Origin of the sequence: Streptomyces sp. NPDC000075 (assembly GCF_040301925.1) — a bacterium.
GTDB lineage: Bacteria > Actinomycetota > Actinomycetes > Streptomycetales > Streptomycetaceae > Streptomyces > Streptomyces polychromogenes.
This window is the reverse complement of the sequence record NZ_JBEPFL010000022.1, coordinates 38,647-58,228: the sequence shown is the minus strand read 5'-3', so window position 1 is coordinate 58,228 and position 19,582 is coordinate 38,647. Positions and strand designations below refer to the sequence as shown.

At 74.1% G+C, this 19,582-nt stretch carries 18 protein-coding genes and 1 pseudogene; 11 read left to right on the top strand and 8 right to left on the bottom strand.

Features of this window, described 5'->3' with window-relative positions:
- Window positions 1–98 precede the first annotated feature (98 nt).
- Entirely contained in the window at window positions 99–1,103 is a 1,005-nt protein-coding gene (locus tag ABT403_RS24475) for a Gfo/Idh/MocA family protein (protein ID WP_344166347.1), read from the top strand.
- Between the two features lie 42 nt (window positions 1,104–1,145).
- Here the strand turns inward: ABT403_RS24475 and ABT403_RS24470 are convergent, their stop codons facing one another.
- The 3 genes from ABT403_RS24470 to ABT403_RS24460 all read right to left on the bottom strand — a co-directional run bounded on the left by ABT403_RS24470 (window position 1,146) and on the right by ABT403_RS24460 (window position 4,055).
- Window positions 1,146–2,336: a cytochrome P450 family protein gene (locus ABT403_RS24470; protein WP_344166346.1), complete on the bottom strand. Its 1,191-nt coding sequence runs from the start codon at window positions 2,334–2,336 to the stop codon at window positions 1,146–1,148.
- Window positions 2,337–2,398: 62 nt separating this feature from the next.
- Window positions 2,399–3,316, bottom strand: coding sequence for a DMT family transporter (locus ABT403_RS24465; protein WP_344166345.1), 918 nt, complete (start codon window positions 3,314–3,316; stop codon window positions 2,399–2,401).
- A gap of 121 nt (window positions 3,317–3,437) precedes the next feature.
- Window positions 3,438–4,055: a dihydrofolate reductase family protein gene (locus tag ABT403_RS24460; RefSeq protein WP_344166344.1), complete on the bottom strand. Its 618-nt coding sequence runs from the start codon at window positions 4,053–4,055 to the stop codon at window positions 3,438–3,440.
- A gap of 169 nt (window positions 4,056–4,224) precedes the next feature.
- Between ABT403_RS24460 and ABT403_RS24455 the strand changes: the two genes are divergently transcribed.
- Window positions 4,225–4,959 (top strand): SDR family NAD(P)-dependent oxidoreductase, encoded by a 735-nt coding sequence (locus ABT403_RS24455; RefSeq protein ID WP_344166343.1) that lies wholly within the window; start codon window positions 4,225–4,227, stop codon window positions 4,957–4,959.
- A gap of 152 nt (window positions 4,960–5,111) precedes the next feature.
- Here the strand turns inward: ABT403_RS24455 and alc are convergent, their stop codons facing one another.
- Both alc and allB read right to left on the bottom strand, forming a co-directional pair.
- Window positions 5,112–6,230 (bottom strand): allantoicase, encoded by a 1,119-nt coding sequence (alc, locus tag ABT403_RS24450; protein ID WP_344166342.1) that lies wholly within the window; start codon window positions 6,228–6,230, stop codon window positions 5,112–5,114.
- 2 nt (window positions 6,231–6,232) lie between these two features.
- Window positions 6,233–7,567 carry an allantoinase AllB gene (gene allB / locus ABT403_RS24445; protein ID WP_425580304.1) on the bottom strand — a complete coding sequence of 445 codons (1,335 nt, stop codon included), beginning with the start codon at window positions 7,565–7,567 and terminating at the stop codon, window positions 6,233–6,235.
- Between the two features lie 337 nt (window positions 7,568–7,904).
- Here allB and ABT403_RS24440 point away from each other — a divergent pair, with 337 nt between their 5' ends.
- A complete protein-coding gene (locus ABT403_RS24440; protein WP_344166340.1) occupies window positions 7,905–8,708 on the top strand; it encodes an IclR family transcriptional regulator in 804 nt (267 codons plus the stop codon).
- 94 nt (window positions 8,709–8,802) lie between these two features.
- On the opposite strand, the gene ABT403_RS24435 is transcribed toward ABT403_RS24440, so the two are convergent.
- Window positions 8,803–9,516 (bottom strand): ABC transporter ATP-binding protein, encoded by a 714-nt coding sequence (locus ABT403_RS24435; RefSeq protein ID WP_344166339.1) that lies wholly within the window; start codon window positions 9,514–9,516, stop codon window positions 8,803–8,805.
- On the bottom strand, window positions 9,513–10,601 hold the full coding sequence (locus tag ABT403_RS24430; RefSeq protein ID WP_344166338.1) for an ABC transporter permease: 1,089 nt from the start codon (window positions 10,599–10,601) through the stop codon (window positions 9,513–9,515). Before ABT403_RS24430 ends, ABT403_RS24435 begins: the two co-directional genes overlap by 4 nt.
- Before the next feature lie 134 nt (window positions 10,602–10,735).
- On the opposite strand from ABT403_RS24430, the gene ABT403_RS24425 reads away from it, so the two are divergent.
- From ABT403_RS24425 to ABT403_RS24415, 3 genes are read left to right on the top strand one after another with little or no spacing between them, the layout of a single operon-like run.
- Complete coding sequence (locus ABT403_RS24425; RefSeq protein WP_344166337.1) at window positions 10,736–11,929, top strand: sensor histidine kinase; 1,194 nt, start codon at window positions 10,736–10,738, stop codon at window positions 11,927–11,929.
- A gap of 2 nt (window positions 11,930–11,931) precedes the next feature.
- Entirely contained in the window at window positions 11,932–12,561 is a 630-nt protein-coding gene (locus ABT403_RS24420; RefSeq protein ID WP_045947369.1) for a response regulator, read from the top strand.
- Window positions 12,562–12,606: 45 nt separating this feature from the next.
- The gene (locus ABT403_RS24415) at window positions 12,607–12,969 is read left to right on the top strand and encodes a peptidoglycan-binding domain-containing protein (RefSeq protein WP_344166336.1); all 363 of its coding nucleotides are present in this window, start codon (window positions 12,607–12,609) and stop codon (window positions 12,967–12,969) included.
- A 9-nt stretch (window positions 12,970–12,978) separates the two neighbouring features.
- Here the strand turns inward: ABT403_RS24415 and yczR are convergent, their stop codons facing one another.
- On the bottom strand, window positions 12,979–14,466 hold the full coding sequence (yczR, locus tag ABT403_RS24410) for a MocR-like transcription factor YczR (protein WP_344166335.1): 1,488 nt from the start codon (window positions 14,464–14,466) through the stop codon (window positions 12,979–12,981).
- Between the two features lie 88 nt (window positions 14,467–14,554).
- On the opposite strand from yczR, the gene ABT403_RS24405 reads away from it, so the two are divergent.
- The 5 genes and pseudogenes from ABT403_RS24405 (at window position 14,555) to ABT403_RS39065 (ending at window position 19,566) form a co-directional block, all read left to right on the top strand.
- The gene (locus tag ABT403_RS24405; protein WP_344166334.1) at window positions 14,555–14,761 is read left to right on the top strand and encodes a hypothetical protein; all 207 of its coding nucleotides are present in this window, start codon (window positions 14,555–14,557) and stop codon (window positions 14,759–14,761) included.
- Window positions 14,719–15,360: a nucleotidyltransferase family protein gene (locus tag ABT403_RS24400; protein ID WP_351649822.1), complete on the top strand. Its 642-nt coding sequence runs from the start codon at window positions 14,719–14,721 to the stop codon at window positions 15,358–15,360. Before ABT403_RS24405 ends, ABT403_RS24400 begins: the two co-directional genes overlap by 43 nt.
- A 273-nt stretch (window positions 15,361–15,633) precedes the next feature.
- Window positions 15,634–17,253: a malate synthase A gene (gene aceB, locus ABT403_RS24395; RefSeq protein WP_344166332.1), complete on the top strand. Its 1,620-nt coding sequence runs from the start codon at window positions 15,634–15,636 to the stop codon at window positions 17,251–17,253.
- A 376-nt stretch (window positions 17,254–17,629) separates the two neighbouring features.
- On the top strand, window positions 17,630–18,823 hold the full coding sequence (locus tag ABT403_RS24390; RefSeq protein ID WP_425580293.1) for a GDSL-type esterase/lipase family protein: 1,194 nt from the start codon (window positions 17,630–17,632) through the stop codon (window positions 18,821–18,823).
- A 91-nt stretch (window positions 18,824–18,914) separates the two neighbouring features.
- Window positions 18,915–19,566: pseudogene (locus ABT403_RS39065) on the top strand (maltokinase N-terminal cap-like domain-containing protein).
- Window positions 19,567–19,582: the final 16 nt, after the last annotated feature.

Genomic DNA, 19,582 nt, shown 5'->3' with positions numbered 1-19,582 from the left:
TGTCAGCCGCCCAGTATCCGCCACAGTGGACCATGAAGGGTCATCGGGGCGTGCGCGGGCGGATTGACAGGTCCCCCGTACGGGGTCACGTTGAGTGCATGCGCATCGGGCTCATCGGAACGGGCCGGATCGGCTCCTTCCACGCGGCCTCCCTGGCCCGCCACCCGGATGCCGGCTCGCTGCTGCTGGCCGACGCGGAGCCGGGGCGGGCCGCGCGGCTCGCGGAGCGGCTGGGCGCCACCGCCGCGCCCTCCGTCGACCAGGTCTTCACCTGGGGCGTGGACGCGCTGGTCGTGGCCTGCGCCACCGAGGGGCACGCCGCCCTCGTCGTCCGGGCGGTGCGCGGCGGGCTGCCGGTGTTCTGCGAGAAGCCGCTGGCCCCCGACCTGGCGCGGACCCTGGAGGTGCTGCGCGAGGTGGCCGCCGCCGGCGGGCTGCTCCAGGTGGGCTTCATGCGGCGGTTCGACGCCGGCTACCGCACCGCGCGGGAGCTGGTCCGTTCGGGTGCCCTGGGGCGGCTGCACACCGTCCGCACGATGACCGCCGACCCGGCCCCGCCGCCCGCCGCCTACCTCGCCGGCTCCGGGGGCCTCTACCGGGACTGCCTGGTGCACGACTTCGACATGGCGCGCTGGGTGACCGGCCGGGAGGTCACCGAGGTGTACGCGACCGGTTCGGACGCCGGGCCGGCCGCCTTCCGCGAGAGCGGCGACGTCGACACGGCCGCCGCCGTCCTCACCCTGGACGACGCCACCCTGGTCACCAGCACCGGCACCCGCTGCAACGGCGCCGGCTACGACGTGCGGATGGAGCTCGCCGGGGAGCTGGACCAGGTCTCCTGCGGGCTCGACGACCGGACGCCGATCGCCTCGACGGAACCGCACGGCCCGCCCCCGGCGAGCAAGCCGTGGACCGGCTTCCTGGAGCGGTTCGCCCCGGCGTACGAGGCCGAGCTGGCGGCCTTCGTCCGGCTGGTGCGCGGCGAGGGCGCCAACCCCTGCGACGGCCGCGAGGCGCTGGCCGCCTTCCGGGTGGCGGAGGCGTGCGAGCGCTCGCGCCGGGAGCACCGCCCGGTACGGCTGGAGGAGCTCCCGGACCTGTGAGCGCGACGCCGGGGCCCGCGGGGGAAGGGGCACGGGCGGCCGCTACCAGCGCACCGGGAGCCGGGTCACGCCCCGGATCAGGCTGCCCCCGATCCACTCCGGCGGTCCTGCGGCCGGGTCCTCGGCCAGGTCCGGGAAGCGCTCCAGGAGGGAGCGGAAGGCGATGCGGCCCTCCATCCGGGCGAGCGGGGCGCCGATGCAGAAGTGGATGCCGTGCCCGAAGGCGAGGTGGCCCTGGGGGGCGCGCCGGACGTCGAAGGCGTCGGGTTCCTCGTACCGTGCGGGGTCGCGGCCGGCGCCGGCCAGCGAGACGAGGACGGTGGCTCCGGCGGGGACGGCGGTGCCTCCTATCTCCAGGTCCTCGCGGGCGTAGCGGTAGGTGCTGTTCTGCACCGGGCCGTCGTAGCGGAGCATCTCCTCGATCGCGCCGTCGAGCAGGCCGTCGGGGTCGGCCCGCAGGTCGGCCAGCTGGTCCGGGTGGGCCAGCAGGGCGCGCGTGCCGTTGGAGATCAGGTTGACGGTGGTCTCGTGGCCGGCGATCAGCAGCAGGAAGGCCATGCCGATGAGCTCCGCGGACGACAGCGCGTCACCGTCCTCGTCGCGGGTCCGGACGAGGGCGCTGAGCAGGTCCTCGCCGGGGTCCTCCGCCTTGGCCGCGACGAGTTCCGCGAGGTAGTCGGCGAGCCTGAGGTGCGCGGTGCGCGCGGGCACCGAGGTGGGCGCGAGGACCTCCCTGGACCAGTGCCTGAAGCGCTCGCGGTCCGGGGCGGGCACGCCGAGGAGTTCGCCGATCACGGTGATCGGCAGCGGGAAGGCGAAGGCCTCGATCAGGTCGGCGGAGCGTTCGGGGCGGGCGGCCATCGCGTCGAGGAGCTCGTCGGTGATCTGCTGGACGCGGGGGCGCAGGGCCTGGACCCGGCGGGTGGTGAACTCCCGGGCGACCAGCCGGCGCAGCCGGGTGTGCTGCGGCGGGTCGGTCTCCAGCAGGTTGCTGTTGGCGGCGTTGGCCTCGACGCCCCGCAGGACGGCGCCGGTCTTCCAGTCCTTCGCCAGCCCGGGGTGGGCGAGGGCCTCGCGGGCCTCCTCGTAGCCGACGACCAGCAGCGCGGGCGCGAACTCGGGGGCCGAGACCCCGACCCGGTGGACGGGCCCCCGGGCCCGCAGGCGGGCGTAGTAGGCGTAGGGGTCCGCGGCGAAGTCCGGGTCGTTCGCGCTGATGTCCGGTTGTGGCATGCGGTCAGGTTAATGGGGCGTCAGGGCGCGGGACCCCGTGGGTTCCGGCCACAGGACACGGGTCATCCGGCCACGGTCCGCCGCCCCCACGCCGTGCCGGCCAGGACCAGTGCCGCGCCCGCCAGGCCCACCGGGCCCGGGTGTTCGCCGCCGACGGCGATGCCGGCGGCCGCCGCCCACAGCGGTTCGGTGCCGAGGAGGAGACTGACGCGGGAGGGCGAGGTGCGGCGTACGGCCCACATCTGCACGAAGAAGGCGAAGAGCGTGCAGAACACGGAGAGGAAGGCCAGGCCCGCCCACTGGGCGGGGCCGAAGTCCGCGGCCGCGGCCCAGGGGCTGTCGCCGGTGCCGGGCAGGGCGGCCAGCAGGACGAAGACGAGGACGGCGCCGCCCAGCTGGACGGTGGTCAGGGAGAGCGGGTCGGCGTCCTGGACGGTCTTGATCCGGGCCATCAGCAGCACGTGCAGGGTGCGCGCGAGGGCCGCGCCGAGGATCAGCAGGTCGCCGCCGCTCGGGGCGGTCAGGCCGGCGCCCTGGGTGAGCAGGACGACCCCGGTGACGGAGACGGCCGCCGCCGCGAGGAAGGCGCCCGAGGGGGCCGTGCGCCGTACGGCGGACTCGGCGAGCGGGGTGAAGATCATGGTCAGGCTGATGATCAGACCGGCGTTGGTGGCGGAGGTGTGCACCACGCCGTAGGTCTCCAGGAGGAAGATCCCGCCGAGGACGAGGCCCAGCAGCCCGGCGCCGCGCACCTGGGCGGCGCTCAGCGCGCGCAGCCGGCGCCGTCCGGCGAGGGCCAGCACGGGCAGGACGAGCGCGAAGCGCAGGACGAGCACCGCGATGACGGTGTGGGTGGCGGTGACGCCCTTGGCCGCGAGGTAGCTGCCGCCCCAGACGACGGCGACCAGGAGGACGGGCAGGTCCGCGAGCCGGGCCCGGCGGGGGGCGAGGGCGGGGGCGGGGGCGGTGAGGCTGGACACCGGGGCGGCTCCGACGGCGGGGAGGGCGTGGAGACGTCGGCGGCTCGCACGGATGCGGGCCCACGCTAGCCCGGGGCGATCTTGCCGTCGACCGGATATCGCCGCCGGGCCGCCGTCCTCCTCAGGCCCCGAAGTCCCGGAAGACCGCCCGGCCCACGGGGCGGTAGGTGTGGAGGGCGGCGCCGCTCGCGGTGGTGCGCGAGGCGGTCAGCTCGCAGGCCGTGGGCAGGCCGCCGGTGGGGAACAGGCGCCGTCCCGCGCCCAGGAAGACGGGGAAGACGAGCAGGTTCAGCTCCTCGACCAGGTCCCGCGCGAGCAGCCACTGCGCCAGCCGTCCGCTGCCGTGCACCTGGAGCTCCCCGTCGGTCGCGTCCTTGGCCCGGACGACCTCCGACTGGAGCTGCTCCCCGTCCAGGACGACGGCGGGGCCCCAGGCGGGCTCCTTGAGGGTGGTGGAGGCGACGTACTTGGTGAGCCGGTTCAGCCGGTGCGCGACCGGGTTCGCGGGGTCGTCGTGGTGGGGCCAGTACGCGGCGAAGATCTCGTAGGTCCGCCGGCCGAGCAGGAAGGCGCCGGCGCGGCCGAAGACCTCCTCCATGAACTCCCGCATGCCCGCGTCGGCGTGGGGGGTGAGCCAGCCCCCGTAGGCGAACCCGTCGCTGTCGTCCTCCTCCCGCGCGCCGGGGGCCTGCATCACCCCGTCGAGGGTGAGGAAGGTGGTGAGGGTCAGCTTGCCCATGGGTCGCGCTCCTCGTGTCGGTGTCCTGCCCTGTCCTCCTCCAGACTCCCGCCCGCCCCGGGACTCGGCGGTGCGGCGCGCGTGAACGCGAGGTCGGATTCCCGCCAGCGCCGCCACGCCCCGCCGGATTTGATTGAACTCGCAACCAAACGGCTCGGGAGGAACGGGAATGAACGGCAACACGGTGGCCCTGGTGACGGGCGGCGGCCGGGGCATCGGGGCGGCCACCGCGCTGCGGCTGGCCGAGGACGGATTCGACGTGGCGGTCACCTACGTGAGCGACGGGCGGGCCGCGGCCGAGGTGGTCCGCGGGATCGAGGCGCTCGGCCGCCGGGGCCTGGCCCTGCGGGCCGACGCGGGCGCCCCGGAGGGCCCGCGGGAGGCGGTGGAGGAGACGGTCCGCGCGCTCGGACGGCTCGACGTCCTGGTCAACAACGCGGGCGTGGGCGTGCTCGGCCCGATCGGCACGCTCGGCGCAGCCGATGTGGACCGGGTCCTCGGCGTCAACGTCCGGGGCGCCTTCCTGGCCGCGCGGGCGGCGGCCGGGCACATGGGCCCCGGCGGACGGATCGTCACCATCGGCAGCTGCATGGTGGCGCGGGTCCCCGGCCCGGGCGGCACCCTGTACGCGATGAGCAAGGCGGCCATGACGGGCCTGACGAAGTCCCTCGCCCGGGAGCTCGGCGACCGCGGCATCACCGCGAACCTGGTGCACCCCGGGCCCACGGACACCGACATGAACCCCGCCGACGGGCCGTACGCGGACCCGCAGCGGTCGATGACGGCACTCGGGCGTTACGGCACCCCGGGGGAGGTCGCCGCGATGGTGTCCTTCCTCGCCGGACCGGACGCCGCGTACGTCACCGGGGCGGAGTTCTCGGTGGACGGCGGCCACGCCGCGTAGCGCTGCCACCGGTCAGGCCGGATCCGCGGGAGAGGGCCCGAGCCCCGGCCGGAACGCGCCGATGGGGCGCACCACTTCAGTGGTGCGCCCCATCGGCGCCTCGCCCGCCCCGGGGGTGTCGGCCCCCGGGGCGGGCCCAAGCCCGGCCCGGATCAGCCGCCCAGCTCCTGGTGACGGGCGGCCAGGGCGGCCGCGCCGTTCTCCGTCAGCGAGCCGAACAGGCGCAGGCGGGAGAAGCCGCCGTCCGGGAAGATGTCGATCCGGACGTGCGTGCCGACCGCCGGGGCGTCCAGCACGAAGCGGTGGTTGGTGTCGGGCTGCAGGCGGGTGCGCGGCAGGAACTCGGTCCACTCGCCCTCCTCGCCCGTCTTGACGGACAGCGAGGCCCAGCCCGCCGAGTTGCCCTTCAGGTACGCGGTGTCGATCTCGACGGCGCGGATCTCGGACTCGGCGACGAGCTGGTAGCGGATCCAGTCGTTGCCGTTGTCACGGCGGCGCGCGGTCTCCCAGCCGTCGTCCATCTTGCGGGAGCGGCCCGGGTTGATGGTGTTGGTCGGCGGGGAGTAGAAGCGGTTCGACGCGTCCTGGACGGAGCCGCCGTTCTCCAGCGCCACCACGTCGAAGGAGCCCAGCGCCGCGAGCCACTTCGGGTCCGGCAGGACCTCGCCGTAGACGCGCAGGCGGGCGATGCCGCCGTCGGGGTGCTGGTTGACGCGCAGGTGCGTGAAGCGCTGCTCCACGGCGACCTCGAAGCCGTTGGCCGCGTGGCCGCCGACCGGGGTGCGCTCGACGAGGGTCGTCCACTTCACGTCGTCGCCCAGGAGCTCCTCGGGGGTCGGCGCCAGGGCGCCCTCCCAGTTGGTGCCCTCGATGGAGACGGCCTGCGGCATGTTGCCGCGGAAGTGGGCGGTGTCGACCACGATGCCGCGGATCACGCCGGGGGCGCCCAGGCGTACCAGCGCCCAGTCGTGGTCCTCGGCGGTCGGCCAGGGCTGCTCGGCGGAGACGCCGCGGCGGCGGCGGGTCTCCCAGCCGTCCATGACCTTGCCCTTGTGGCCGAAGTCCTCGGGGTCGAAGTGCGCGGCCTCGGAGATCAGCAGGTTCTCGCGCTGGGCGAAGAACTCGTCGTTGGCGGCGATCACACCGGCGCCCAGCTCACGCGCGGCGAGGTTGGCGTACTGGGTGAACGGGAAGTCCGCGGTGCGGTAGTCCGCGTACGGGTCGCCGCCCCCGTACGGGTTCGCGTTACCGGTGAAGGATTCAATCGCCACTGTCAGTTCTGCCTTTCGAGGAGGAGGCCCGTGGGCTCGGTCGGGGTGCCGTGGTCGGCGATCTGCGCACCGCGCAGCCAGGTGGACTTCACGACGCCGTGCAGGGTCTTGCCCGCGTACGCCGTGACCTGGTTGCGGTGGTGGAGCTCGGCCGGGTCCACAGTGAACGTTTCTTCAGGGGCCAGGACGGCGAAGTCGGCGTCGCGGCCGGCCTCGATCGCGCCCTTCTGCGCCAGTCCGGCGAGGGCGGCCGGGGCGGTGGACATCCAGCGGACGACGTCCTCCAGGGTGCGGCCGCGCCTGCGGGCCTCGGTCCAGATGGCCGGCAGGCCCAGCTGGAGGGAGGAGATGCCGCCCCAGGCGGTGGCGAAGTCACCCGTCTTCAGGTCCGCGGTGGACGGCGAGTGGTCGGAGACGACGCAGTCGATGGTGCCGTCGGCGAGCGCGTCCCACAGGACGTCCTGGTTGGCGGCCTCGCGGATGGGCGGGCAGCACTTGAACTCGGTGGCGCCGTCCGGGACTTCCTCGGCCGTGAGGGTGAGGAAGTGGGGGCAGGACTCGACGGTGATCCGCACCCCCTCGGCCTTGGCGGCGGCGATCAGCGGCAGCGCGGAGGCGGAGGACAGGTGCAGGACGTGCACGCGGGCGTCCAGCCGCTTCGCCTGGTCGATCAGGTTCTGGATCGCGGTGTTCTCGGCGTCCTGGGGACGGGAGGCGAGGAAGTCGGCGTACTTGGGGCCCGGGTTCTGCGGGGCGGACTCCAGGTGGTGCGGGTCCTCGGCGTGCACGATCAGCAGGCCGCCGAAGCCGGTGATCTCGGCGAGGGAGGTGGCCAGCTGCTCCTGGTCCAGCAGCGGGAACTCGTCCACGCCGGAGGGCGACAGGAAGCACTTGAAGCCGTAGACGCCGGCGTCGTGCAGCGGGCGCAGGTCCTTGACGTTGTCCGGCAGGGCGCCGCCCCAGAAGCCCACGTCCACGTGCGCCTTGGTCCGGGCGACCTCCTGCTTGACGCGGAGGTTGCCGACCGTGGTGGTGGGCGGCAGGGAGTTCAGGGGCATGTCGATGATGGTGGTGATGCCACCGGCGGCGGCCGCGCGGGTCGCCGTCCAGAAGCCCTCCCACTCGGTGCGGCCCGGGTCGTTGACGTGGACGTGGGTGTCCACGAGACCGGGGAGCAGGACGTCGTCGCCGAAGTCCTCGAGCCGGGCTCCGGCCGGTACCTCGGCCTCGTACGGCAGCACGGCCGCGATCTTCCCGCCGGCGACGGCGACCGAGGCGGCGCGCGTCCCCTCGGGGGTGATGACGCGTGTCGAGCGCAGTACCAGTTCCACAGCCACGTCGGCCACCGGAACCTCCCCATCTACTTCCACAGAGCGAAATTCAACGTTCTGTTGACGGAGTCTCCATCCCGATCCGGGGGCCAGTCAAGAGCGCCCGGAGGGACCACTGACACGTATGCACCGCAATTGGATGTTTCCACGAGATGGAATTAAGATTTCACTATCCAGAATGTAGCTACCACCACCGGCACCCGGGCGGGTAACTTCCCGAGGACGTCCGCCACCAGGACAAACCGCCTCTGACCGGCGGGGACGGCCGAGGCCCGGCTCTAGGGCCGACGCCGACCGACCGGTAGGCTGCTTCCTTGCCTGCCAGCACCGAAAGGACCGCGCCGTGCCGACGTCCAGCGCCAGCACCACCGACGCTTCCGCCAAGCCCACCGCCGCCGGCGGTGGCGTCCAGTCCCTCGAGCGCGCCTTCGATCTGCTCGAACGGATGGCCGACGCCGGGGGCGAAGTCGGTCTCAGCGAGCTCTCCGCCGCCAGCGGCCTGCCGCTGCCCACCATCCACCGCCTGATGCGCACCCTCGTCGCCTGCGGCTACGTCCGGCAGCAGCCCAACCGACGGTACTCCCTCGGGCCCCGCCTCATCCGCCTCGGCGAGTCCGCGTCGCGGCTGCTGGGCACCTGGGCGCGCCCCTACCTCGCCCGCCTGGTCGAGGAGACCGGCGAGACCGCCAACATGGCCCTGCTCGACGGGGACGAGATCGTCTACGTCGCCCAGGTCCCGTCCAAGCACTCCATGCGCATGTTCACCGAGGTCGGCCGCCGGGTGCTGCCGCACTCCACCGGCGTGGGCAAGGCGCTGCTCGCCCACACCCCGGCCGAGGAGGTGCGCGCCCTGCTGTCCCGCACCGGGATGCCGGCCGCGACCGAGAAGACCATCACCACGCCGGAGGGCTTCCTGGAGGCCCTGGAGCAGGTCCGCAGGGCGGGCTACGCCGTCGACGACAACGAGCAGGAGATAGGGGTCCGCTGCCTGGCCGTGTCGGTGCCGAACTCGCCGACCGCCGCCGCGATCTCCATCTCGGGTCCGGCCGGCCGGGTGACGCAGGAGGTGGCGGAGTCCTTCGTGCCGATCCTCCAGGGCGTGGCCGCCGAGCTGTCGGTGGCCCTGCAGAGCCAGACCCCCGCGTAGGCCCGCAGGCAGCGCGAGAGCCCCGGCGTCCCTCCCCCTGTGAGGGACGCCGGGGCTCTCGCGCGTACGGGCCCGGGTGGTCCCGTACGGGCCCTCAGGCCGCCGGTGCGGGTGCGGCCGACGGCTCGGCGGGCCGCGCGCCCGGGGTGAGCCGGCCGTCGGTCATGGTCGCCGTGCGGTCCATCCGGTCCAGGTGGGCGTGGTCGTGGGTGACCAGCACGGTGGCGGTGGAACGCTCGCGGGTGAGGGTGACGAGCAGGTCGAGGACCGCCGCGCCGCGCTCGTGGTCCAGGGCGCTGGTGGGCTCGTCGACCAGCAGCACGGAGGGCTCGTTCATCAGGGCACGGGCGATGTTCACCCGCTGGCGCTGCCCGCCCGAGAGCTGGTGGGGGCGCTTGTCGGCCTTGTCGGCCAGGCCGACCGCGTCCAGCAGCTCCAGGGCCCGGCGGCGCAGCTGCCGGGAGGGGCGGCCGGAGAGGTGGGCCATCACCTGGAGCTGCTCGGCGGCGGTCAGCGAGGCCAGCAGGTTCGGCTGCTGGAAGACGATGCCGATCTCCTCGCGGCGCAGGGCCGCCTTCTCGGCGGCGCCGAGCCGCGCGGTGTCCCGCCCCGCGACGAGGACCCGGCCGGAGTCGGGGGTCACCAGGGTGGCCGCGACGGCCAGCAGGCTGGACTTCCCGGAGCCGGAGGGCCCCACGATGGCGGTGAGGGTGCCGGCGGGCACCTCCAGCCCCACCGCGTCGAGGGCGGTCAGCCGGCCGTCCCCGTCGGGGTAGGTGAGCGTGACGTCGTGCACGAGGAGGGTCATCGGGCGCTCCCGAGGGCGGTCAGCGGGTCGACGGCGGTGATCCGGCGGATGGAGAGGGCCGCGCCCAGGGCCCCGAGCACGATCATGATCGCGGCGGGGGCCAGCACGGTGGCGGCGTCGAGGACGAAGGGCACGTCGCCCCCGCTGATCAGGACCCCGATGCCGGAGGCGAGCAGGGTCCCGGCCCCGGTGCCGATCGCCAGCATCACGACGGCCTGTCCGAGGGCGTCCTTGAGGAGGTACGGGGTGGAGGCGCCCAGTGCCTTCAGCACCGCGATGTCACCGCTGCGCTGGATGGTCCACACGGTGAAGAAGGCGCCTATGACCAGCGCGGAGATGGCGAAGAGGAAACCGCGCATCAGCTGGAGCGAACCGTTCTCGGCCTGGTAGGAGCCTATGGCCCCCAGGGCCTCGTCGACGGTCTGGCTGCGGGTGCCCGCCGCCGCGTCGCCGGCGGCCCAGTCCACGTCACCGGAACCGTCGAGGGCGAGGACGGTGGCGGTGGTCCCCTGTGCGCCGCCGGGGTTGCCGACGCGCTGCCAGTCGTCCAGGTCCATCCAGACGACGGGGGTGTGGCTGTAGGCGGCGGTGCCCGAGACGGCGGCGACGGTCAGCTCCAGCGGGCCGGCCTTGACCTTCGCCCCGGCGGTGAGTCCGCCGAGCTCCTTGGCGGCCTTCTCGGTCAGGACGACCCTGCCCCGGGCCAGGCCCGTCCCGGCGGGGGCGAGGCGGCCACCGGGCTCGACGCCGAAGACGGAGACGGCGGCGGTGCGCCCGTCGGCGAGGGCGTTGGTGGTGCGGATGCCGAGCGGCTCGGCGGCCTTGACGCCGGGGCGTCCGCGCCAGGTCCGCCAGGCGCTTTCGGGCAGCTGGGAGCCGGTGAAGGACACCTTCTGGTCCCCGGGCGGGACGGCGAAGGCCAGCCGTGAGGCGGGCAGGCCGGTGACGGCCGAGATGTTCTCCCGGGCCAGACCGGACGTGAGCCCCGACAGCAGGCCGACCAGCAGCGTGATCAGCAGGACGACCGAGCCCATGAGGGCGAAGCGGCCCCTGGCGAACCGTAGATCTCTCCATGCGACGAACATGTCCCCCACCCTGGTCTGCGGCGGGCTCCCCGGGCATCGCGCCACGGGACGGATCCTGGTATCGAAGGAGGCATTCCGATATCGAACTTTCGGTTGACCGGGCCCCTCCGCGCCGCGCTTACGCTGGTCGGACGATGTCTTCCGCACCCTCCCCCGCCCCGGCCCCCCGCGCCCCGACCCCCGTCACCCGCGTCCTGCGGCTGTGCCTGCACGCGCTGTTCGCCGGGCTGCTCGCGCTGGCCGCCGGCCGGGCCGTCGCCGGCTCCTCGCCCCGGGCCGGGTGGGTCGTCGCCGTCTGCGCCCTGCTGGCGGCCGTGTACGCGGCGGGGGTGCGGGCCCCGGCGGTCGGCCGGTCGGCGCGTGCGGCCGGGATGTGGCTGGCCGGCATGGGGGCGGTGTGGGCCGCGCTGCTCGTGCTGTCGCCCGACGGGCTGTGGCTGGCCTTCCCGCTGTACTTCCTGGAACTGCACCTGCTGCGGCCGCGCTGGGGCCTGGCGGCGGTCGCGGTCAGCGCCTGCGCGGCGATCGGCGGGTTCCTGGGCCACAGCGGTGCCGTCACCCCGGGGGCCTTCCTCGGGCCGCTGCTGGGCGGGGCCGTGGCCGTGGCCACCGTGCTGGGCTACCAGGCGCTGTACCGGGAGAGCGAGCGGCGCCGCGAGCTGATCGAGGAGCTGATCGCCACCCGGGCCGAGCTGGCGGTGGCCGAGCGGGGCGCGGGGATCCTCGCCGAGCGCGAGCGCCTGGCCCGGGAGATCCACGACACCCTGGCGCAGGGCCTGTCCTCGATCCAGCTGCTGCTGCGGGCGGCCGAGCGGACGCTGCCCGAGGACGCCCCGGCCGCCGAGCACATCGCCCGGGCCCGGGAGGCCGCGCAGGAGAACCTCGCCGAGGCGCGCCGGTTCGTCCGGGCGCTGACTCCCCCGGACCTGGAGCACGGGTCGCTGGCGGCGGCGCTGGAGCGGCTGTGCTCGGGGGCGCCGGGGCCGCGCGTGCGCTTCTCGGTCAGCGGCGCCCCGCGCGAGCTGCCCACCCCGTACGAGGTGGCCCTGCTGCGGATCGCGCAGTCGGCGCTGGCCAATGTGGTGCGGCACGCGCGGGCGGACCGGGCGGAGATCACCCTGAGCTTCATGGACACCTCGGTCGCGCTGGACGTCGTCGACGACGGCCGGGGCTTCGACCCGGCCCACGCGCCCTCCGGCGACGGCGGCTTCGGCCTGCCCGCGATGCGGGCGCGGGCGGAGTCGCTGGGCGGGCTGTTCACCGTGGAGTCCGGCCCGGGCCAGGGCACCGCCGTGGCCGTCACCCTGCCGTTGCCCCTGGAGGCCTGACGATGACCATCCGGCTGCTGCTCGCCGACGACCACCCCGTGGTCCGCGCCGGGCTGCGCGCGGTGCTCGACACCGAACCGGACTTCGCGGTGGTCGCGGAGGCGGCGACGGCGGAGCGGGCCGTGGAGCTGGCGGCGTCCGAGCCGGTGGACGTGGTGCTGATGGACCTCCAGTTCGGGGCCGGGATGCACGGTTCGGCGGCCACGGCGGCGATCACCGCCCGCCCGGGGGCGCCCCGGGTGCTGGTCCTGACCACGTACGACACGGACGCGGACATCCTGGCGGCGGTGGAGGCGGGCGCCTCGGGCTACCTGCTGAAGGACGCCCCGCCGGAGGAGCTGGCGGCCGCGGTCCGCACGGCGGCGGCGGGGCAGTCGGCGCTGGCCCCGGCGGTGGCGCTGCGGCTGATGGACCGGATGCGGACCCCGGCGGAGGCGCTGACGAAGCGGGAGCTGGAGGTGCTCCAGCTGGTCGCGGACGGACTGTCGAACCAGCAGATCTCCAAGCGGCTCTTCCTCAGCCAGGCCACGGTCAAGTCCCACCTGGTGCACGTGTACGCCAAGCTCGGCGTGGACTCCCGTACGGCGGCGGTGGCGGCGGCGGCCACCCGCCGGCTGATCCGCACGCCCTGAAATATCGGTTTCGCCGGGCCCGTGGTGATCACTAAGGTCCGGACCATGAACTCGTTACCGATACGCGCCGCCGCCTCGGCCGCGCTGACCGTTTGCCTCCTCCTCGGCTCCGCCGCCGCGGCCTCCGCGGCCGCCCCGCCCGCCGAGCCCGAACTCACCGGCCTGAGCTGCGGCTTCGACGGCCGCACCCCGCCGCCGACCGTCACCCTGGGGGACAGGGGCCGGACCGTGATGGAGGCCCGCTGCCTGCTGACGTTCTGGACGGGGCTGCAGTCGACGGAGGAGGAGCCCCGGGACGTCTTCGGCCCGGACGCCGAGGAGGCCACCCGCGTCTTCCAGGAGAGGCGGGGCCTGCCGGTGACCGGGGCGGTCGACGCCGCGACGTGGACCGAGCTGCGGCACAGCTGACCGGCCGGTTCAGGCCACCCAGTAGGGACGCTCCACCCCCGGGGTGAGCGGGACGCCGTCGTGGAAGGCGGCCGCGAGGAGGCGTACGCCCTCGTCGAGCCGGTCGGGCGGCAGGGTGTACGGGATCCGCAGGCGGTGTTCGAAGGTGCCCGGGTCGACGCCGAAGCGGGCGCCCCGGCCGATGTGCACCCCGGCGGCGGCCGCCCGTTCGGCCAGGGCGGAGCTGACCGGTTCGCCGAGGTCCACCCAGAGCGAGAGGCCGCCCGGCGGAAGCCGCCAGGACCACTCCGGGGTGTGCCGCTCCAGCGAGCCCACCAGGGCGGCGCGCCGGATCCGCAGCTCCGCGAGCCGCCGGGGCAGGGACCGGTCCAGGCCCTCCAGCAGCGGGAGGGACACCACCTGGTCGAGGACGGAGCCGGTCATGTCGGCGGAGACCCGTACGGCCGTCAGCTCGTTGACCAGCTTCGCGGTGGCCCGGATCCAGCCCACCCGCAGGCCGCCCCAGTGGGTCTTGCTCAGCGAGCCGATGGTGATCACGTGGTCGGCGCCCGAGCGCGGGGCGAGGGAGGCCAGCGGGGGCGGGGCGGGCACGTCCAGGGCGATGTCGGCGATGGTCTCGTCGACCACCAGCCAGGTCCCGGTGGCCCGGGTCGCCGCCAGCAGCCGCAGCCGGTGTTCCTCGGGCATCAGGGCACCGGTCGGGTTGTGGAAGTCGGGGACGGTGTACGCCAGCCGGGGGACGGTCTGGTGGAGCGTGGACTCGGCGGTCTCCATGTCCCAGCCCGCGTCGGAGACGGGGACGGAGGCGGTGCGCAGCCGGGCGTGGCGCAGGGCGTCGAGGGCGTTGGCGTAGGTCGGGCTCTCGGTGACGACCCGGTCGCCGGGCCGGCAGAGGAGGCTGACGACCAGCGCGAAGGCCTGCTGGGCGCCGGCGGTGACCAGGATCTGCTCGGGGCGGGTGGGCAGCCCGCGCCGGGTGAAGCGGTCGGCGACGGCCGCGCGCAGGTCGGGCAGGCCGAAGGGGTGGTAGCCGGGGCTGCGGGCGAGGGCGGGCAGCCGGGGCGCGGCCCAGGCGAGGGCTTCGGTGAGGGTGTCGGCGGGGGCGCCCATGGCGGCGATGGCCAGGTCGATGCCCGGTTCCCCGTCGGCCCGGCCGCCGACGCCGCCGACCGGCAGGTGGGCGCCGACCGGGCCGTGGCCCTCGGGGAGCTCGGTCCAGGTGCCGGAGCCGCGCCGGCTGCGGACGTAGCCGCTCTCGCGGAGCAGGTCGTAGGCGCCGGTGACGGTGGCGCGGCTGGCTCCGAGGGCCTCGGCGAGCTCGCGTTCGGCGGGCAGCCGGACGTGCAGGGCGATCCGGCCGTCGAGGACGAGGGTGCGCAGGGCGTCGGCGAGGGAGCGGTAGCCGGGGCGGGCCAGTACCTCCGCGGGGAGCATCGCGGCGAGCTGCCGGCTGCCGATCGTCCTGTCCGCCGTATGGACCACTCGCCCGTTCGCCATGCCAACCTCCCCTGATTGGCTCTGCCGGCCAGGCCAATCCGGCTCCAGACTCGCTGTATTGGCCCCCATTGGCAAGGAGAGTCCGGAAATGCCGTACGACGTGTTCACCGACCGTGACGAGCGGGCCCTGCTGGCGGCCGCCGAGAACCGGATCTCCGAGCCGCTGCGGCTCGGGGCCGCCCTGGCCTCCGTACGGAGGCTGCTCGCGCGGCACTCACCCGTACGGGTGCGGAGGGCGCGAGAATCGCTCCCATGTCAGCAGCCGAACACACATCCCGCTCCACTCCCCCGGTGAACGCCGCGGAGCCGCCGGTGATCGCGGGCCTCCTCCTGGCCGCCGGCGGCGGCCGCCGGCTCGGGGGGCGCCCCAAGGCCCTGCTCCCCTACCGGGGCCGCCCGCTCGTGGAGAACGCCGTCCGCGTCCTGCGGGAGGCGGGCTGCGGCCCGGTCCACGTGGTGCTGGGCGCCTCGGCGGCGGAGGTCCGCGAGCGCGCCGACCTGACGGGCTGTGTGGTCGTGGACAACCCGGACTGGGCCGAGGGCATGGGTTCCTCCCTGCGGGTGGGCCTGGCCTCGCTGGCCGGTACGGGGGCCCGCGCGGCCCTGGTGTCCCTGGTGGACCAGCCGGGCATCGGGCCGGAGGCCGTGGCCCGGGTCCGGGCGGCGTACCGGTCCCCGGCCAGCCTGGCGGCGGCCGCGTACGACGGGGAGCGCGGGCACCCGGTGCTGTTCGGGGCGGACCGGTGGGCGGACATCGCGGCGACCGCGACCGGGGACCGGGGTGCGCGGGTGCACCTGAAGAACCACGCGGACGAGGTCATGCTGGTGGAGTGCGGGGACGTCGCGGCCGCCTTCGACATCGACACCCCGCCCGACCTGGCGCATCTGGTCTGAGCCGGGTCCGGCCGGGACCCGAGCGGGCTGTGACCGCCATGGCACTGAGGGCCACAGGGAAGCGGAATCTGTCGACTCAGAGAATCTCGACATCAACAAACCATTGAACTTCCACCATGAGGAAATTACTATCCACTGGTCAGAAGCGCCCTGAACCCCCAGACGGCGCCCGCGACCGTTACCCGGAACTCTCCACACCCGACGGCACTGCGTGCCGTCTCGCGCGAGCATTCCCCGCGGCCGCCAGGCACCGCCGCTGAAGGAGTGACAGATATGTCCGCACCAGCGCCGTCCCCGCTGGCCATCGTCGACGCCGAGCCCCTGCCCCGGCAGGACGAAGTCCTCACCGATGCGGCCCTCGCCTTCGTGGCCGAGCTCCACCGGCGGTTCGCCCCCCGCCGCGCCGAGCTCCTGGCCCGACGCGGCGAGCGGCGCGCCGAGATCGCCCGCACCTCCACGCTCGACTTCCTCCCGGACACCGCACAGGTCCGCGAGGGCGACTGGAAGGTGGCGCCGGCCCCGGCAGCGCTGAACGACCGCCGCGTGGAGATCACCGGTCCCACGGACCGCAAGATGACCATCAACGCCCTGAACTCGGGCGCCAAGGTCTGGCTCGCCGACTTCGAGGACGCCTCGGCTCCCACCTGGGAGAACGTGGTCCTCGGCCAGCTCAACCTCATCGACGCCTACGAGCGCCGCATCGACTTCACGGACGCGCGCACCGGCAAGGCGTACGCCCTCAAGCCCGACGAGCAGCTCGCCACCGTGGTCATGCGCCCGCGCGGCTGGCACCTGGAGGAGCGCCACCTCAGCTTCGAGGGCGGCCCGGCCTCCGGCTCCCTCGTGGACTTCGGCCTCTACTTCTTCCACAACGCCCAGCGCCTGATCGACCTCGGCAAGGGCCCCTACTTCTACCTCCCGAAGACGGAGTCGCACCTGGAGGCCCGCCTCTGGAACGAGATCTTCGTCTTCGCCCAGGACTACGTCGGCATCCCGCAGGGCACCGTCCGCGCGACCGTCCTGATCGAGACCATCACCGCGGCCTACGAGATGGAAGAGATCCTCTTCGAGCTCAAGGACCACGCGGCGGGCCTCAACGCGGGCCGCTGGGACTACCTGTTCTCCATCGTCAAGAACTTCCGCGACGGCGGCGAGAAGTTCGTCCTGCCGGACCGCAACGCGGTCACGATGACGGCGCCCTTCATGCGCGCCTACACCGAACTGCTCGTCCGCACCTGCCACAAGCGCGGCGCGCACGCCATCGGCGGCATGGCGGCCTTCATCCCGTCCCGCAAGGACGCCGAGGCCAACCGGATCGCCTTCGAGAAGGTCAAGGCCGACAAGGACCGCGAGGCGAACGACGGGTTCGACGGCTCCTGGGTCGCCCACCCCGACCTGGTCCCGATCGCGATGGCCTCCTTCGACGCCGTCCTGGGCGAGAAGCCCAACCAGAAGGACCGCCTGCGCGAGGACGTCTCCGTCGCCCCCGGCGACCTGATCGCGATCGACTCCCTGGACGCCAAGCCCACGTACGAGGGCCTGCGCAACGCCGTCCAGGTCGGCATCCGCTACATCGAGGCCTGGCTGCGCGGCCTGGGCGCGGTCGGCATCTTCGGCCTCATGGAGGACGCCGCCACCGCCGAGATCTCGCGCTCCCAGATCTGGCAGTGGATCAACGCCGGAGTCGTCTTCGAGAACGGCGAGCACGCGACCGCCGAACTGACCCGCGCGTTCGCCGCCGAGGAGCTCGCCGCGATCCGCGCCGAGGCCGGCGACGAGGCCTTCGCGGCCGGGAAGTGGCAGCAGGCCCACGACCTCTTCCTCAAGGTGTCCCTGGACGCCGACTACGCGGACTTCCTGACCCTCCCCGCATACGACCAGCTGGTCGGCTGACACCCCCGCTTCGGCTGAATCGCACAGCAGTCGAACCCTGAGCCCCGCCCCCGCCGCCCCTTCCCGGGCGCCGGGGGCGGAGCCGTTCCCGGGCCGTTCGCCGACGGCGGGCACGGCGTACGCGTCCGCGAAACCGGAGCGTGGCCGCCACCGGCCGCGATGCTGCCCGCAAGCGCCCCGGGCCGCTCCGCGGCCGCCTCCCCGCGCCCGACCGACCGGTCGGGCGTTACGTCATCGTAATCCGACTGTACCTAGCGGTAACAAGTGGGCCCGTGCCACCTTTCCGATGCCACCGGCGCCGGCGGTACCCCCACTTTCCAAGCCACGCACCGAAGTTGTCGGCAACTTCGGCGTGGCCGACCGCAGGAGTTCCGCAGTGATCGGATTCCGCAAGGCCGGCAAGGACCGGGCCGCCCGTAGCCGTGTGCGACGGCTGGCCGGCGCCGGGATGGTCGTACCGCTCGCCGCCGGCGCGCTGCTCGTCGGCGGCGCCGGGCCGGCGGCGGCCGGGCCCGGCACGGGCCCCACCGCCGTCGTCTCCATGGGCGACAGCTACATCTCCGGCGAGGCCGGACGCTGGAAGGGCAACAGCCTGACCAACAGCGGGAGCAGGAACGGCACTGACCGGGCGTGGGTCAGCGGCAGCGTCTACGACCCCGCGAAGGTATACGGCGCCACGGCGGGCGGCTGCGACCGCTCGGACTCGGCCGAGGTGCTGAGCGCGGGCGCCGTCGCCGAGACGGCCGTGAACCTGGCCTGCTCCGGCGCCACCTCGCAGAACGTCTTCCGCGCCTCCAACGGCGGCGTGTCCTACAAGGGCGAGGCCCCGCAGGCCGACCAGCTGGCGGCCGTGGCCGCGAGCCGCGACGTGAAGGTCATCGCGCTGTCCGTCGGCGGCAACGACCTGGGCTTCGCCGACATCATCAAGGAGTGCGCGTACGACTTCGTGCTCTGGAACTCGTACTGCTACGACGACCAGCAGGCTGCCGTGGACGCGAAGATCGACGGGGTCATGGCGAACGTCGGCAAGTCGGTGGACGAGATCCGGGCCGTGATGCGCCAGGCCGGGTACACGGACTCCTCCTACCGCATCGTGCTCCAGTCCTACCCCTCGCCGATCCCGCGCGGCGCCGAGAACCGGTACCCCCAGAGCGACTGGAGTCGGCTCAACAGCGGCGGCTGCCCCTTCTGGAACCGCGACTCGGACTGGGCCCGCGACTCCCTGGTGCCGCAGCTCGCCGGCCGCCTCAAGCAGGTCGCGGCCGCCAAGGGCACCCAGTTCCTGGACCTGCGCGACATGATGCAGGGGCGCGAGGTCTGCGCCAAGGCCAGCAAGCAGGTCACCTCGACGGTCCCGGCGTCGGCCAAGACCAGCGAGTGGGCCCGCTGGATCGACAACAACGAGACCCAGGGCCTGGTCCAGGAGTCCATGCACCCGAACCACTTCGGCCAGCTGGCCGTCGGCCGCTGCCTGGCGCTGGCCGTGGCCCAGCCCGCGGACTCGGCCTCCAGCTGCAAGAACACCGCCGGGGGCGACCAGAGCGGGATGTACCTGACGTCCGCTCCGTAAACCGGTGAGGACCCCGGGGGCGGGCTGACATGATCAAGCCAGGACCGCCCGCCCCTCGGGGAACCCTCACCGCGAAGGAAGTTGACCGGACATGGCCGTCATCCACCGCACCACCATGAGGCCCGGCAAGCACGAGCTGCTCACCGGCTGGCTCCCCACCCGGCCCTGGTACTCCGGCGCGGCCGGGGCACCGGAGCTGTCGGCGGCCGGCGGGTTCCGGCTCGACGACCCGGAGGGCGAGGTCGGCATGGAGTTCATGGTGGTCACCGACTCCTCCGGCGGCCGGCCCGTCGCCTACTTCGTCCCGCTGACCTACCGCGGCGCGCCGCTCGAAGGCGCCGAGGAGGGGCTCATCGGCACCTCCGAGCACGGGGTGCTCGGCACCCGCTGGATCTACGACGGGGCCCACGACCCGGTGCTCACCGAGCGGCTGCTCGCCCTCCTGGCGGGCGGCGCCGAGCCGCAGGACCAGAAGGTGAGCGGCTCCCCCGACCCGACCGTGGTCCCCGAGACCGCCGAGGGCGCCCTCCCGGCGGGTGCGGGCCGTGGTGGCCGTGGAGGACGGCCCCACGGGCACCCGTCTCGCGGTGGAGGCGCGCGGGCGCTCGCTCACCCTGGAACTGGTGCGCGTGCCGGAGGCCGGCCGGACCCACCCCGGGGCGCTCGGCCGCGTCACCGCCGGCTGGGAACTGCCCGACGGTTCGCGGCCGCGCGGGCCCCTGGCCGTACTGCGCGAAGCCTGACCCGGCCTCCGGCCCG

Coding starts and splice junctions, on each gene's coding strand:
- ABT403_RS24475 (WP_344166347.1), top strand. CDS start 99: ATGCGCATCGGGCTCATCGGAACGGGCCGGATCGGCTCCTTCCACGCG.
- ABT403_RS24470 (WP_344166346.1), bottom strand. CDS start 2,336: ATGCCACAACCGGACATCAGCGCGAACGACCCGGACTTCGCCGCGGAC.
- ABT403_RS24460 (WP_344166344.1), bottom strand. CDS start 4,055: ATGGGCAAGCTGACCCTCACCACCTTCCTCACCCTCGACGGGGTGATG.
- ABT403_RS24455 (WP_344166343.1), top strand. CDS start 4,225: ATGAACGGCAACACGGTGGCCCTGGTGACGGGCGGCGGCCGGGGCATC.
- ABT403_RS24435 (WP_344166339.1), bottom strand. CDS start 9,516: ATGACCCTCCTCGTGCACGACGTCACGCTCACCTACCCCGACGGGGAC.
- ABT403_RS24430 (WP_344166338.1), bottom strand. CDS start 10,601: ATGTTCGTCGCATGGAGAGATCTACGGTTCGCCAGGGGCCGCTTCGCC.
- ABT403_RS24425 (WP_344166337.1), top strand. CDS start 10,736: ATGTCTTCCGCACCCTCCCCCGCCCCGGCCCCCCGCGCCCCGACCCCC.
- ABT403_RS24420 (WP_045947369.1), top strand. CDS start 11,932: ATGACCATCCGGCTGCTGCTCGCCGACGACCACCCCGTGGTCCGCGCC.
- ABT403_RS24415 (WP_344166336.1), top strand. CDS start 12,607: ATGAACTCGTTACCGATACGCGCCGCCGCCTCGGCCGCGCTGACCGTT.
- yczR (WP_344166335.1), bottom strand. CDS start 14,466: ATGGCGAACGGGCGAGTGGTCCATACGGCGGACAGGACGATCGGCAGC.
- ABT403_RS24405 (WP_344166334.1), top strand. CDS start 14,555: ATGCCGTACGACGTGTTCACCGACCGTGACGAGCGGGCCCTGCTGGCG.
- ABT403_RS24400 (WP_351649822.1), top strand. CDS start 14,719: ATGTCAGCAGCCGAACACACATCCCGCTCCACTCCCCCGGTGAACGCC.
- aceB (WP_344166332.1), top strand. CDS start 15,634: ATGTCCGCACCAGCGCCGTCCCCGCTGGCCATCGTCGACGCCGAGCCC.